The sequence below is a fragment of the Pseudoxanthomonas sp. genome, assembly GCF_027498035.1.
Classification (GTDB): domain Bacteria; phylum Pseudomonadota; class Gammaproteobacteria; order Xanthomonadales; family Xanthomonadaceae; genus Pseudoxanthomonas_A.
The window spans coordinates 2,044,369-2,058,888 of record NZ_CP114978.1 but is presented as its reverse complement, the minus strand read 5'-3'; the positions used below and the strand labels follow the sequence as shown (position 1 = coordinate 2,058,888).

General features: G+C 66.2%; 12 protein-coding genes. 10 read left to right on the top strand and 2 right to left on the bottom strand.

Features of this window, described 5'->3' with window-relative positions:
* Positions 1-61: 61 nt before the first annotated feature.
* Complete coding sequence (locus O8I58_RS08870; RefSeq protein ID WP_298322869.1) at positions 62-457, bottom strand: type II toxin-antitoxin system RelB family anti-toxin; 396 nt, start codon at positions 455-457, stop codon at positions 62-64.
* 632 nt (positions 458-1,089) lie between these two features.
* Here O8I58_RS08870 and groES point away from each other — a divergent pair.
* The 10 genes from groES to O8I58_RS08820 all read left to right on the top strand — a co-directional run bounded on the left by groES (position 1,090) and on the right by O8I58_RS08820 (position 13,308).
* A complete protein-coding gene (gene groES / locus O8I58_RS08865) occupies positions 1,090-1,380 on the top strand; it encodes a co-chaperone GroES (RefSeq protein WP_298322394.1) in 291 nt (96 codons plus the stop codon).
* Between the two features lie 60 nt (positions 1,381-1,440).
* The gene (gene groL / locus O8I58_RS08860) at positions 1,441-3,081 is read left to right on the top strand and encodes a chaperonin GroEL (protein WP_298322392.1); all 1,641 of its coding nucleotides are present in this window, start codon (positions 1,441-1,443) and stop codon (positions 3,079-3,081) included.
* A 327-nt stretch (positions 3,082-3,408) separates the two neighbouring features.
* Complete coding sequence (locus O8I58_RS08855) at positions 3,409-4,482, top strand: 3-deoxy-7-phosphoheptulonate synthase (protein ID WP_298322390.1); 1,074 nt, start codon at positions 3,409-3,411, stop codon at positions 4,480-4,482.
* A gap of 84 nt (positions 4,483-4,566) precedes the next feature.
* Positions 4,567-6,783 (top strand): translocation/assembly module TamB domain-containing protein, encoded by a 2,217-nt coding sequence (locus O8I58_RS08850; protein WP_298322389.1) that lies wholly within the window; start codon positions 4,567-4,569, stop codon positions 6,781-6,783.
* A 263-nt stretch (positions 6,784-7,046) separates the two neighbouring features.
* A complete protein-coding gene (lipA, locus tag O8I58_RS08845; protein ID WP_298322387.1) occupies positions 7,047-8,057 on the top strand; it encodes a lipoyl synthase in 1,011 nt (336 codons plus the stop codon).
* Between the two features lie 227 nt (positions 8,058-8,284).
* Positions 8,285-10,495, top strand: a complete 2,211-nt coding sequence (locus O8I58_RS08840) for a carboxy terminal-processing peptidase (RefSeq protein ID WP_298322385.1) — start codon at positions 8,285-8,287, stop codon at positions 10,493-10,495.
* 207 nt (positions 10,496-10,702) lie between these two features.
* Complete coding sequence (gene yedA / locus O8I58_RS08835) at positions 10,703-11,608, top strand: drug/metabolite exporter YedA (protein WP_298322383.1); 906 nt, start codon at positions 10,703-10,705, stop codon at positions 11,606-11,608.
* Positions 11,605-12,504 (top strand): EamA family transporter RarD, encoded by a 900-nt coding sequence (rarD, locus tag O8I58_RS08830; RefSeq protein ID WP_298322381.1) that lies wholly within the window; start codon positions 11,605-11,607, stop codon positions 12,502-12,504. The genes yedA and rarD overlap by 4 nt, the downstream gene beginning before the upstream one ends.
* A gap of 49 nt (positions 12,505-12,553) precedes the next feature.
* Complete coding sequence (locus tag O8I58_RS08825) at positions 12,554-12,694, top strand: hypothetical protein (protein ID WP_298322379.1); 141 nt, start codon at positions 12,554-12,556, stop codon at positions 12,692-12,694.
* The gene (locus O8I58_RS08820; protein WP_298322377.1) at positions 12,691-13,308 is read left to right on the top strand and encodes a nucleotidyltransferase family protein; all 618 of its coding nucleotides are present in this window, start codon (positions 12,691-12,693) and stop codon (positions 13,306-13,308) included. Before O8I58_RS08825 ends, O8I58_RS08820 begins: the two co-directional genes overlap by 4 nt.
* 8 nt (positions 13,309-13,316) lie before the next feature.
* Here the strand turns inward: O8I58_RS08820 and O8I58_RS08815 are convergent, their stop codons facing one another.
* Positions 13,317-14,429, bottom strand: a complete 1,113-nt coding sequence (locus tag O8I58_RS08815; RefSeq protein WP_298322375.1) for an alpha/beta hydrolase — start codon at positions 14,427-14,429, stop codon at positions 13,317-13,319.
* Positions 14,430-14,520: the final 91 nt, after the last annotated feature.

Sequence of the window (14,520 nt, the reverse complement as noted above, 5' to 3'; positions counted from 1 at the left end):
ATCGTGCCTGGCCGGCCGTGTTCGCGTCCTGCGATGGCTGCGTAATGGGCGGCAGGAAGGCTCAGCTGCGCGATTCGGCAGTCCGCCCGTTGCCCCGCGGCCGCGTGCGGCCGGTGCGCTGCGATGCCAGCGTCTCCATGACTTCCAGCAGCGACAGGCGTGCCTTCAGCGGGGCTTCGCGGAATGCGCGCACCAGGCGGAATTCCAGGGGATCCTCGACCAGGATCGCCTCGGCGGTGGCGATCGAATCCAGTTCCACGTCGCGCGACAGGGTCATCGCGCCGCGTCCGGTGGCCAGCCATTCGAACTGGGTTCCGGTTGCCAGGGCGACCTCGCGCAGGTGCGACACGCTCGGGCTCTTGCCCTTCGGCGACTCCCAGTGGCTGACTGCGCTTCGCTGCACTCCAACCGCTTCTGCCAACTGACTTTGCGAAAGGCCCGCAAGGCGACGTGCCATGCGGACTCGCTCGGGTGCATCCATCAAACCTCTCCGTGGCGATCGCCATCCAGAAACCTTCCTGACCATAGCCAAACGTTCCACGCAGCGGAATGGAAAACGACAGCGATACTAACCTAGTGACCAAAAATAGACATACGTTGCCTGCTTATGGTCACTGGATGCGCATTAAGAGACCTCCAAGTAACGGATTTCAGTGAATTCAGCGCCGCCTGTTCACTACCTTTCATGGGTTTTGGTAGCGTTCAGGATTTGCTTCATTTGCTGTTGGTTGGTATCTCTAGCGGCGTCGGCAAGGAAGTCGGCATGGACAGGACGTCGGCGGGGGGAGTTGGCGCAAGTCAAGGCTTGACGGAATCGGATTCCACCACCATTCCCTAGAAGGGCACGCATGCCGCACATGCGTGCCCTTCTTCATTTCCGGTCCGTGGATCGAGGTGATGCGGCGGCCCTTCGCGGGAATTTCCAGTTCCGGCCTTGAAAGGCTACCTGCGCCGCCCAATCTGCCCTGTCAGCCCGATGCATCGCCGCGAGGCGGGGTCTGTCGTTTCCAGGGTGCTGGCACTCGTCATATGCGAGTGCTAACATTCCTGATCCTTTCCTAGTCCAATCAATCACTTAAGAGGATTGACATGAGCAATATCAAGCCGCTGTTCGACCGTGTGGTCATCAAGCGTATGGAAGAAGAGAAGCTGTCCGCTGGCGGCATCGTGATCCCCGATTCGGCCACCGAAAAGCCGATCAAGGGCGAAGTCATCGCCGTTGGCGCCGGCAAGACCCTGGACAACGGCACTGTCCGTGCGCCGCAGGTCAAGGTTGGCGACAAGGTCCTGTTCGGCAAGTACAGCGGCACGGAAGTGAAGCTGGACGGCACCGACTACCTGGTGGTGAAGGAAGACGACATCTTCGCGACGCTCGGCTGAGCGCGCGGTTCGTCTGACTCCCTCCTTACTACATATCAAGAACAACTGAGGTAATACGCAATGGCTGCCAAGGACATTCGTTTCGGTGAAGACGCCCGCGCCCGCATGGTGCGCGGCGTCAACGTACTCGCCAATGCCGTCAAGGCCACCCTGGGCCCGAAGGGCCGCAACGTCGTGCTGGAAAAGAGCTACGGCGCGCCGACCATCACCAAGGACGGCGTCTCCGTCGCCAAGGAAATCGAACTGGCTGACAAGTTCGAGAACATGGGTGCGCAGATGGTGAAGGAAGTTGCCTCGCGCACCTCCGACAACGCCGGTGACGGCACCACCACCGCCACCGTGCTGGCCCAGGCGTTCATCCGCGAAGGCATGAAGGCCGTCGCTGCCGGCATGAACCCGATGGACCTCAAGCGCGGCATCGACAAGGCCGTGACCGCCGCCGTCGCCGAGCTGAAGAACATCTCCAAGCCCACCGCTGACGACAAGGCCATCGCCCAGGTCGGCACGATCTCGGCCAACTCGGACGAGTCGATCGGCAACATCATTGCCGAAGCCATGAAGAAGGTCGGCAAGGAAGGCGTGATCACTGTCGAGGAAGGCTCGGGTCTGGAAAACGAGCTGGACGTCGTCGAGGGCATGCAGTTCGACCGCGGTTACCTGTCGCCGTACTTCATCAACAACCAGCAGAGCCAGTCGGCCGACCTGGATGACCCGTTCATCCTGCTGCACGACAAGAAGATCTCCAACGTCCGTGACCTGCTGCCCGTGCTGGAAGGCGTGGCCAAGGCTGGCAAGCCGCTGCTGATCGTGGCCGAGGAAGTCGAAGGCGAAGCGCTGGCAACCCTGGTGGTCAACACCATCCGTGGCATCGTCAAGGTCGTGGCCGTCAAGGCACCGGGCTTCGGCGACCGTCGCAAGGCGATGCTGGAAGACATGGCCGTGCTGACCGGCGGCACCGTGATCTCCGAAGAAGTGGGTCTGTCGCTTGAGAAGGCCACGATCAAGGACCTGGGCCGCGCCAAGAAGGTGCAGGTCACCAAGGAAAACACCACCGTCATCGACGGCGCTGGCGACACCGGCGGCATCGAGTCGCGCATCAAGCAGATCAAGGCGCAGATCGAAGAGACCTCTTCGGACTACGACCGCGAGAAGCTGCAGGAACGCGTGGCCAAGCTGGCCGGCGGCGTGGCCGTGATCAAGGTCGGTGCATCGACCGAGATCGAGATGAAGGAAAAGAAGGCTCGCGTCGAAGACGCCCTGCACGCCACCCGCGCTGCAGTGGAAGAAGGCGTGGTCCCGGGCGGCGGCGTCGCGCTGATTCGCGCCAAGGCCAACCTGGGCCAGATCACCGGCATCAACGAAGACCAGAACCACGGCATCCAGATCGCCCTGCGCGCCATGGAAGCCCCGCTGCGTGAGATCGTCACCAACGCCGGCGAAGAGCCGTCGGTGATCGTCAACACCGTGAAGGAAGGTTCGGGCAACTTCGGCTACAACGCCGCCAACGGCCAGTTCGGCGACATGGTGGAGTTCGGCATCCTGGATCCGACCAAGGTCACCCGCACCGCGCTGCAGAACGCCGCGTCGATTGCTGGCCTGATGATCACCACCGAAGCGATGGTTGCAGAGTCGCCGAAGAAGGAAGAGCCGGCGATGCCGACCGGCGGTGGCATGGGCGACATGGGCGGCATGGGTTTCTAATCCCATCCGCAGCGACCTGCGCTGCACGCTGTACCGAAAGCCCCGCCGCAAGGCGGGGTTTTCTTTTGTGCCGACGTCGCGTGTCGCGAGTTGCATATGAAACATTCGCGCGGCCGCAAAAGTCGTGTTATCAATGCCTTCCAATGAACGCCTACCGCGCCAGCTATTACTTTTGGTTTCCGAAGCCCACGGCGGAGGAAGGAGCGCGTTCATCCTGAAGAAACCCTTCAGACGCATCCCGAAAGCCGCCAGCAAAACTGGCGGCTTTTTTTATTGCCAGCCTGCTCGGCCCCCACTTCAAGACACGACGATAAAGAGAATCTCAAGATGGCCCCGCTGACCTCAGACCTGCGCATCCGCAAGATCGAACCGCTCGCCACGCCGGCCGAGCTGATCGAAGAATTCCCCTGCGATGACGCGGTTTCCGACACCGTCTCCGCCACGCGCGCGGCGCTACATGAAATCCTGCACGGCCGTGACGATCGCCTGGCGGTGGTGATCGGTCCCTGCTCGATCCATGACCCCAAGGCCGCGATGGAATACGCCCAGCGCCTGCGCCCGCTGCGTGATGCACTGGGCGGCGAGCTAGAAATCATCATGCGCGTGTACTTCGAAAAACCGCGTACCACGGTCGGCTGGAAAGGCCTGATCAACGACCCGCACCTGGACGGCAGCTTCCGCATCAATGAGGGCCTGGCGCTGGCGCGGGCACTGTTGCGCGACATCAATGCGCTGGGCCTGCCGGCCGGCTGCGAATACCTGGATGTGATCTCGCCGCAGTACATCTCCGACCTGGTCGCCTGGGGCGCGATCGGCGCGCGCACCACCGAAAGCCAGATCCATCGCGAAATGGCCAGCGGCCTGTCGTGCCCGGTCGGCTTCAAGAACGGCACCAGCGGTGACGTGAAGATCGCGGTCGATGCGGTTGGCGCGGCCTCGCATCCGCATCATTTCCTGGCCGTCACCAAGGATGGCCAGTCGGCCATCGCCTCGACCACCGGCAACCCGGATTGCCACGTGATCCTGCGCGGCGGCAAGACACCGAACTTCGATGCCGCCAGCGTGCAGGCCGCCAGCGACGTGCTGGGCAAGTCCGGCCTGGAGGCACGCCTGATGATCGATGCCAGCCACGCCAACAGCAGCAAGAAGCCGGAAAACCAGCCGGCCGTGATCGAGGACATCGCCACGCAGCTGGAAGCAGGCGAGTCGCGCATCGTCGGCGTGATGGTCGAAAGCCATCTGGTCGCGGGCCGTCAGGACCTGGTCGAAGGCCAGTCGCTGACCTATGGCCAGAGCATCACCGATGGCTGCATTGGCTGGGACGATTCGGTCGCCGTGCTTGAGCGCCTGGCAGCGGCAGTGAAGGCGCGTCGCGCACGCAAGGTGTCGCAGGCGGCCTGAGCCGCGTCGGGTGTCATCGGGGCCGTTGCCGCGGCCCCATGCGGCCGCATGCTGCGGTCCCACATTTCGGGCATCCTTTCGCGGATGGAACATGCCAATTCGCAGCGAGCCACCTCGCAGCCCGCCACCCCGAAGGATCGCCCCACACGCCATCGCTGGCTGCGCCGCACGCTGTGGACCTTACTGGTCTGCTACGGCCTGTATGCGGTGCTGGGGAATATCTACCTCAACACCGCGCTGGGCCCGTGGAGCATCAATCGCAAGCCCGACAAGTTCGCCATGCACTGGGACCGGGCGCTGACCTGGTGGCCGGGTGAAGTCGCGTTGTGGAAAGTCTCGATGCGCGGCCACACCGGGCGCACGGTGTGGACGCTGCAGGCCGGCAAGGCCGCTGGCCATGTTTCCATCACTGCGCTGCTGGGCAAGCAGGTCTACGTGCCGCACCTGCAGGTCACCGATGTCACCGGCGATGTGCAGCAAGTCAGCGATGCCATGCCGGCGCCCGAGCCGCGACCGGGCGGTTGGCTGCTGAATTTCCCGTCCATCACCAGTAACAGCATCCACGGCGGTCGCTTCCGGAAGCTGTCGCTGGAAGGCGAGGGCGAGGCCAGGATCGGTTTCACCAAGCGCCTGCGTGGCGGTCCGGCCGAACTGCTGCCCTCGACCGCGCGCTTCCAGCACGCGCGTCTGCATCAGGGCGAGGTGGCGTTGCTGGAGAACGCGCTGTTCGACGCACGCTTCGCCATGCCGCCGGTCACCCGGGCGCAGGCGGTGGGCATCGACAAGCTGCGCTTTGCCGACATCGGCCTGAAGATCGACGCGGATACGCCGGGCCTGACCGCCAGGCAGAACGATGCCGGAAAGCTGGAGCTGCACCTGCAGCCCGGCAAGGGCCATGTACAGGGTTCGCTGTCGTTGGCGCGCGCTGCCCTGCAGCCCGGGGGTGTGCTTTCGCTGCGCATGCCGGTGGTCATCACCGATACGCGTGGACAGGTGCACGACAGCACCCTGGCCGCGCAGTTGTCGGCCGACCAGGACCTACATCTGAAAGCGGACATGCCGGCGCAGGTTGATGGCGTACTGGCGCTGCAGGCCGACCTGCAGGCCGATGGCACGCAGGTGCCGCTGACCGATTTCCGCGCGCTACTGCCGCGTACCTCCGGGCGCGTGGCCGGGCAATGGCAGTTCACCTCGCTCAAGTGGATCACCGCCCTGTTCGTCAACGCGCCCTGGCTGTCGCTGGAAGGCGCGGGGCGGGTGGAAGGCGATATCACCCTGGATCATGGCGTGCTGGCGCCGGGCAGTCGCGTCGATGTCCCGCGCGTGCAGGCCCGGGCCGATGTGCTGGGCCAGCGCGTGACCGGCACCGCCAGCGCGCATGCGCAGTTGCAGAAGACGACGGGTGGTCAGGCTCGTTCGATCGTGGACGTGGCCATGTCCGAGTTCAGTGTCGCGGCGCTGGATGACCTCGGGCGGCCCTACATCCGCGGCAACGACTTGAAGCTGCACACCGAAAGCGACCCGGATCTGGCCAAGGCCCGCGAATCGCTACGGGGCAGTGCGAGCTTCCAGAATGCGCGGGTGCCTGACCTGCGTGCGTACAACCGCTTCCTGCCCAATGACCATCTGCGTTTCGATGGTGGCTCGGGCACCTTGTCCGGATCGCTTGCGCTGGATGCAGCGGGCAACGCCGGCAATGGCCGTCTGCGCATTGCCGGGCGCGGGGCCGCGGTGCAGGCTGCCGGCATCGCCATGCGCAGCGATGTGGACCTGGACCTGAAGCTTCAGCGCGCCGACCTGGCCCGGCAGCAGTTCCGCGTCGATGGCAGCACGGTGGCATTGAGGAACGTGAGCTATACGCGGGGAAGCAATGCCCGCAGCGGCTGGTGGGTGCAGGTGGCGCTGCCGCGTACGCAGCTGGATGCCGCCGGCAAGCGCGTGGCGGTGCAGGGCGATGTGACGGCGAAGATGAAGGATGTCGGCTTCCTGCTGGACCTGTTCTCGCAGGACCGCGATTACCCCGCCTGGATGGTCAAGCTGGTCGACGCCGGCAATGTGCAGGCCAGGGCGAAAGTCCGCTGGCAGCAACGTGACCTGGTGCTGGACGGGATCGATGCCAGCAACGACCGCTTCGACCTGCTTGGCCGGTTCCAGCTGAAGGATCGGGCCAAGCCGCAAGGCGATCTGTACGCGCGCTGGGGCGTGCTGGGCACCGCGGTGGAACTGCGCGGGGGAAACCATCAGTTTCATGTCGTCGGCGCCAGGCGCTGGTACGACGGGCAATCGCCCTACCTGAAGTAAGCGTGTTCAGCTGCAGGCAGGCGATTTTTTGCAATGCAGCGTGCAATGCTTCGGAACGGCGCGCAGGATTGGCCCGCATCCCGACGTGGGGGAGGGAGCAGGCCCGTACTGGCGAAAGCTGTTGCGGGCTTTTTAATGCCCGCGATTCGGCGGGAGGGCGCGCTGCTGCGGGCGTTTCAAGCCTGTCCCGCCTGCATTGCTGCGTTCCGCGGGGCGGGACATCGCCCAGGGCGCCATCGCAACCCAGGCGATAGAATGACGGCATGGAAACCTCCGCCCCCCGCCAGATTCCGCTGCAGGTCGTAACCGCGACGCCCACCGCCGCTCCCTTGGAAACAGGGGTCAAGCAGATGGGCGGCGACAAGATCGGCCGCTCGCCGGTCCAGTTCGCCGAAGCGCCGGTGCTGCGCAAGCCGTCCTGGATCCGGGTCCGGATTCCGTCCGGCAACGCGGTGGCCAACCTCAAGGCCAAGCTGCGCGAGAACCGCCTGGTCACGGTCTGTGAAGAAGCCAGCTGCCCGAACATCCACGAATGCTTCGGCCACGGCACCGCGACCTTCATGATCCTGGGCGAGGTCTGTACCCGCCGCTGCTCATTCTGCGACGTGGCCCACGGCCGGCCCAAGCCGCCCGATGCCTCCGAACCGCTGAGCCTGGCCACCACCGTGGCCGACATGGGCCTGAAGTACGTCGTGGTCACCAGCGTGGACCGCGATGACCTGCGCGACGGCGGTGCCCAGCACTTCGCCGACTGCATCAGCGCCATCCGCAGCCACGCACCGAACACGCGGGTGGAAATCCTGACCCCGGACTTCCGTGGCAAGGGCCGCATGGACCGTGCGCTGGAAATCCTGGCCACCAGTCCGCCGGACGTGTTCAACCACAACATCGAAACCGTGCCGGACCTGTACACCAACGTGCGTCCAGGTGCGGACTACCAGTGGTCGCTGACCCTGCTGCAGAAATTCAAGGCCCAGCATCCGACGCTGCCGACCAAGTCCGGGATCATGCTCGGCCTGGGCGAGACGATGGAGCAGGTGCAGGGCACGCTGCGCGACCTGCGGGCGCATGACGTCGACATGGTCACCATCGGCCAGTACCTGCAGCCCACGCCGCACCACCATCCGGTGCTGCGCTACTGGACCCCGGACGAGTTCGCCGAACTGGAGCAGTACGGCCTGGGGCTGGGGTTCAGTCACGTCGCTTCCGGTCCGATGGTGCGTTCCTCGTACCACGCCGACCGCCAGGCGATGGAAGCCGGCGTCGCCAGCTGAGCGACGCTCCCGCTGCCGGTCCGATCGCATCCGCCGCCTCGCGAAAGCCTGGCGGCGGCTTCGTATGCGGCGGTTGGCGGGTGCTTCGTTCACATTTCGATACTGGTGCGCGACTAGGCTGGATTGCACGTGACAGCTCGCGCAACTTTCGGCACTGTGACGCTGTCCATGCATCCAGTTATTCCCCACACACGTCCCTACCGGCCTGTCGGCCGCGAGTCCATCGAATGAAAGCCAAGCTCACCTATTCCCTGTTGGCCCTGGCCCTGACGGCCCCCGTCGCGCTGCTGGCGCGACCTGATGGGGACAGGCCCGCCGCGCGTCAGGACTCGAGCGTGGTGCCGATGGGGCCGACGACGGACCAGTCGACCACGTCGAAACTGGTCTATGGGCTGCTGTCCGACAGCCGTTATGCCTACCGCCCACGCCAGCTGGACGATGCGCTGTCCAAGGATGTGTACAAGCACTACCTGGATTCGCTGGATGGCAGCAAGCAGTTCTTCACTGCCAAGGACATCGAAGGCTTCATGCCGCTGTCCACGCAGCTGGATGACGCGATCAAGAGCGGCCAGCTGACCCCGGCGTACGACATGTTTTCGGTCTATCGCAAGCGCGTCGGCGAGCGGGTGGCCTATGCCCGCAGCCTGCTGAAGACGCCGGACTTCGACTTCGATTCCGAGCAGCGCTGGGATTACAACCGCAAGGATGCGCCCTGGGCCAAGGACACCGCCGAGCTCAACGAGATCTGGCGCAAGTCGGTGATGAACGACTGGCTGCGCCTGAAGCTGGCCGGCAAGAAGCCCGACGCCATCGCCCAGACCCTGGACAAGCGTTACGCCAACATCCAGCGCAGCGTGGATGAACTGGACAGCGAGGATGTGTTCCAGACCTTCCTCAACGCCTATACCTCGGCGGTTGATCCGCACACCGATTACTTCACCCCCAAGACCGCCGAGTCCTTCAACCAGCAGATGTCGCTGTCGCTGGAAGGCATCGGCGCGGTCCTGCAGCGCCAGGACGACACGGTGGTGATCCGCGAGATCGTGCCCGGTGGCCCGGCCGATCTGTCCAAGAAGCTGCAGCCGGGCTCGCGCATCGTGGGCGTGGCCCAGGGCAGCGATGGTGCCTTCACCGACGTGATCGGCTGGCGCACCGACGACGTGGTCGATCTGATCCGCGGCAAGAAGGGCACCCAGGTGCGCCTGGAATTCATCCCGCCGGAAGCCGGCGCGGACGGGACCCATGCCACGGTCACCATCACCCGCGACAAGGTGAAGCTGGCCGAGCAGGCTGCCAAGAGCGAGATCATGACCCTGCCGGCCACCGGCACCGAGCCGGAGCGCCGGATCGGCGTGATCAAGCTGCCGGCGTTCTACCAGGACTTCGAGGGCCGTCGCCGCAACCCGAACGACTACACCTCGGCCACGCGCGACGTGCGCCGCCTGCTGGATGGCTTCAAGACCCAGAAGATCGACGGCGTGGTGATGGACCTGCGCCTCAACGGCGGTGGTTCGCTGGACGAGGCGGTCGACCTGACTGGCCTGTTCATCGACCAGGGGCCGGTGGTGCAGGTGCGCGAATCCGGTGGCCGCGTGTCGGTCAGTGGCGACACCATGCCCGGCGTGTCGTGGGATGGGCCGCTGGCAGTGCTGATCAACCGCGGCTCGGCTTCGGCATCGGAGATCTTTGCCGGCGCCATCCAGGACTACGGTCGTGGCCTGGTGATCGGCGAGACCAGCTTCGGCAAGGGCACCGTGCAGAACCTGGTGGACCTGGACCGCTGGCCGGCCAATGAGGGCGGCCAGCGTTTCGGCCAGCTCAAGCTGACCATCGCCCAGTTCTTCCGCGTCGCCGGCGGCAGCACCCAGCACAAGGGCGTGGTGCCGGACATCTCGTTCCCGGCCAGCATGGACGCCACCGAATACGGCGAGGACACCTACGACAACGCCCTGCCGTGGACCAAGATCGCCGCGGTCCAGCACACCCAGTACGGCAATTTCGCGCCACTGCTGCCCAGGCTGGAAGCCATGCACGAAGCGCGGGTGAAGTCGGACAAGGAATACCAGTGGTGGTCCGAAGACGTGGCCCAGTTCCGGGCCGAGGCTGCCAAGAAGTATGTCTCGCTCAACGAGGCCACGCGCCGCGGCGAGCGTGACAAGCAGGAAACCCAGCGCAAGGCGCGCCAGGAGGAACGCAAGGCGCTCGGCATGCCGTTGGACCCGCTGGCCGGCGATCTGTCCGATGACGGCCTGGGTGCCAGCGAGCGCGACATCGTCAAGGATGCCGCGCGCGACAAGCTGGCCGACAAGCGCCCGGACCCGCTGCTGCATGAGTCGGCGGCGATCCTGGGTGATGCGATCGAAGTGCTGGGCCAGGACAAGAAGCTCTCGGCGCAGGTGCTGCCGGAGTCGACCAAGCCGAGCAGCTGGGCCGACTGATCCGCTCACGCGCGGTCTGCTGGAACGAACGGGCGCCTCCAGGGCGCCCGTTCTGTCTTGAGCGCTTCAGCACACCGCATCGTTGGGTTGATCCGGTGCTGCAACACCTGTTTCCACCGCAGCGGTGCGATTGCACGGCATGGGTGCACCTGCGCAGGAGGCCGCTCCCCTAGACTGTGCGGCCTCCTGCGCAGGTCCTGTCCGCCGATGTCGTCCCCCACGCCCGCTCCGGCCGCCGCTCCGCCCCACGGCCTGGCGGTCCTGACCGCGTTGCTGCTGGTGTACGTGGTCTGGGGATCGACCTATCTGGGCATCCGCATCGCGCTGGATCACGGCATGCCGCCGCTGCTGATCACCTCGGGCCTGCGTTTCGTGGTCGCCGGCTCGCTGCTGTTCACGGTGCTGCGCCTGCGCGACGTGGCCGCCCCCACCCGCAAGCAATGGCCGACGCTGCTCGTCATGGCTGCGCTGTTGCTGGGCATGGGCAATGGCCTGGTGGTGCTGGCCGAAACCACGGTGTCGTCGGGTCTGGCCGCGGTGGCGGTCGCATCGATGCCGGTGTGGATGGGTTTGTTCGGCATGCTGCGTGGTCATCGCGCCACGCGCGCCGAGTGGATCGGCATCGTGCTGGGTTTCATCGGCGTGATCTGGCTCAACGCCGGCGGCACGCTGACGGCCAGTCCGACCGGGTTGGTCTGCCTGTTGATCGCACCGGTGGCCTGGGCGTTCGGCTCGGTGTGGTCGCGTGGACGCGACCTGCCATCGCCCTTCATGACGGCTGCCGCGCAGATGCTCTGCGGCGGCGTGATGATCATGCTGGCCGGCGCGTTGCGCGGCGAGCGCATGACGACGTGGCCGCCACTGGAAGGCGTGCTGGCGGTGAGCTACCTGGCGCTGTTCGGCTCGGTGGTGGCCTTCACCGCCTACGTCTGGTTGCTGCACAACGTGCGCCCGGCCCTGGCCGGCAGCTATGCCTACATCAACCCGGTGATCGCGGTCGCGCTGGGCGCATGGCTGGCGCACGAACACTTCACCGCGCATGACCTGGGCGCGATGGCGGTGATCCTGGCCGGCGTGGTGGTGATCAACCTGGCGCGGGTCCGGGCCAAGTGAGCGCTACTGCACCGGCGCTGGATCGCCGCGGCGTTGCCGCCACGGTCGGCGCGTTCGTGATCTGGGGATTGTTCCCGCTGTACTGGCGGATGCTGCACCACGTGCCGGCGCTGCAGATCATCGCCCATCGCGTGGTCTGGAGCGCGGTACTGGTGGTCGTCTGGCTGCTACTGCGCAGCGGTTTCGGCTGGCTGCGTGCGATCGCCGCGCAGCCGCGCGCGCTGGCCACCCTGGCGCTGACCAGCGTGCTGATCAGCCTCAACTGGGGCCTGTACATCTGGGCGGTCAACAACGGTCATATCGTCGAGGCCAGCCTGGGCTACTTCATCAACCCGCTGGTCAATGTGTTGCTTGGCGTGCTGGTGCTGCGCGAACGCCTGACCCGTCTGCAATGGATCGCCGTGGCGATGGCTGCCGCCGGCGTAGCCTGGCTGACCTGGCAGGCCGGCCAGGCGCCATGGATCGCGATCGGGCTGGCCATCTCCTTCGGTGCCTACGGCCTGCTGCGCAAGCTGGTGCAGGTGGATGCGGTTGCGGGCTTGGGGCTGGAAAGCCTGTACTTGTTCCTGCCCGCGCTGGCCTTGGTGGCCTGGGGCGAAGCCGGCCACGGTGGCCAGTTCACCGGTGGCTGGGGCCTGGGCACCGACCTGCTGCTGATCCTGGCCGGCGCCGTCACCGCGATCCCGCTGGTGGGCTTTGCCTACGGCGTGCGCCGCGTGCCGCTGTCGCTGGTGGGCCTGTTGCAGTACATCGCACCGACCCTGCAGCTGCTGCTGGGCGTGCTGGTGTTCAACGAAGCCTTCGGCCAGGAACGCGTGATCGGCTTCGCACTGATCTGGGTGGCCTTGCTGGTGTTCATCGGCGATACGTTGCTGCGCGCGCGGCTGCGCCGCTGAGCGCAGGATCACGATCCGCTGAAGGGATGCCGGGCATGATGGGGCGCGCATGAAAGACGACCTCACTTCCAACCGGCAGCTGGCTGAGACGCATCGCGTGGTGACGGGGCAGTTGCACGGCGCTGCCGGACTCGCCTGTGCGCGCACCGGCGCGCAGCTGCAGGCCAGGCATCACGGTCACGCCGCGTGAGCAGGCATGTCGCGGTCGTGCTGGCAGCTGGTGGCAGTCGTCGTCTGGACGGACGCCCGAAGCAGCTGATCGAGCGCGATGGCGAGGCCCTGGTGCAGCGTGCCCTGCGCCTGGCCCGGGCTACGGCGCCGCGCCGGCTTCTGCTGGTGGTGGGCGCGCGTGCGATGCAGATCGCCGCTGTTGCGCGCGCTGATGATGTGCAAGTGGTGCGCAATGCTGACTGGCGCGAAGGCCTTGCTTCCAGCGTCCGTGCGGCGCGTGATGCGCTGGCACATGACGCAGCCGGCGCGACGCAGTGTCTGCTGCTGGCCTGTGATCAGCCGGCGCTGGAGCTGCGGCATCTGCAGGCGCTGCTGCAGGCCGCGGCCACTGCGACGTCCGGATGTGCCGGCACCGTGCATGGCGCGCGGATCGGCATTCCGGCCGTGGTCACCGTCGCGCGTCTGTTGCAGGCCCAGCCGCAGGGTGATGCGGGCCTGCGCGAGGTGCTCAATGCGTTGCCGCCGGACCAGATCGGGCAACTGCGTGCGCCGGAGCTGGTGTTCGATCTGGATACGCCGCTAGACCTTGCCGAAGCCGCGCGTCGCGGCTGGATCGATTCACAGCAGGGCTGAGCGATGCCTCAGTGCGCGCTGGCGACCAGCGTTGTGTCGTGGGCTGGGGTCAGCGGCTGCGGCGTCGGGCAGCTTGCGCGGCGCGAGGCGGTGGCGGCGAACCAGTCGTCCACCGTCGGTGCCAGCCGGTCCAGGCGCATCGGCAGGCTCAGGTGGGTTTCGCCGGGCACTTCCAGATAGCCATCGCGCGGCGCGGCCGCGGCGAGCATGCGGCCATGCGCGACCGGGATATGGTGGTCGTTGCGGCCATGCATGATCAACACGCAGGCCGGGGTGTCACGCAGCGCGCTGGCCACGTCCACGTCATCCAGGTTGAGCTTGAGCTGCGCGTCGGCCGCGGCAATCACCGCATCCAGGTTCTGGCGGCCATAAGTGGCCTGCGCGATCAGCGTGGTCGCGGCGCTCTTCCAGGTGTCCGGCCGGCTGTCGAGCATGTGCGGGACCATGTCGCGGATGCCGCGCCCGGCGTTGGCGAACGACTCCATCGCCACCACGCCGGCGACCTGGTCGCCCAGGTCGTGCGCGGCGAAGATTGCCGTGGCCGCGCCATAGGACACGCCGAACAGATACAGCGGCCCGGCGATCTCGCCGCGCGCGCGCAGTTCGGATACGACCTGGGCCACGTCTTCGCCTTCACGCGTGCCATAGCCGGATGGGCCGCTGCCCGAACGCCCGTGGTTGCGCAGGTCCAGGCTGATCGTGCGATAGCCGGCCTGCGCAAGCTGCAGCGCCCAGGGCATCAGCGAATCACCATCCATCATCCAGCCGTGCAGCAGCACCACTGTGCCGCGTGGCGCCGGCTGCGCCTGCGGGCGCACGAAGCCCACGTCGAAGGCCACCTGCTGCATCGCCGTGCCGTCAGGATTGCCGGTGTAGCGGTAATCCAGCTGGTAATTGCCCGGGTCCAGCGCACGCCAGAAGATCGGCACACCGCCTTCGCCCGGTAGCCGGCCGCTGCGCGTGGGCAGGCGTGCCATCAGCGATTCCACATGCGCGCTGTCCAGCAATGGCGACACGCCACCGGGCGCGACCAGGCGATTGCTCAGCGATGTGGAGTGGGGCGGAATGCAGGCGGCCAGCAACAGGCAGCACGTGCAGACCAGCAGGAGCAGGCGGGACATCGGCGCAAGAGACGAAAACAGGCGGCCGCGCAGCGTAGCGCGGCCGTTTCCCACGGCGCTATCGCACCGGCATGACAGTGTCGTGACATCT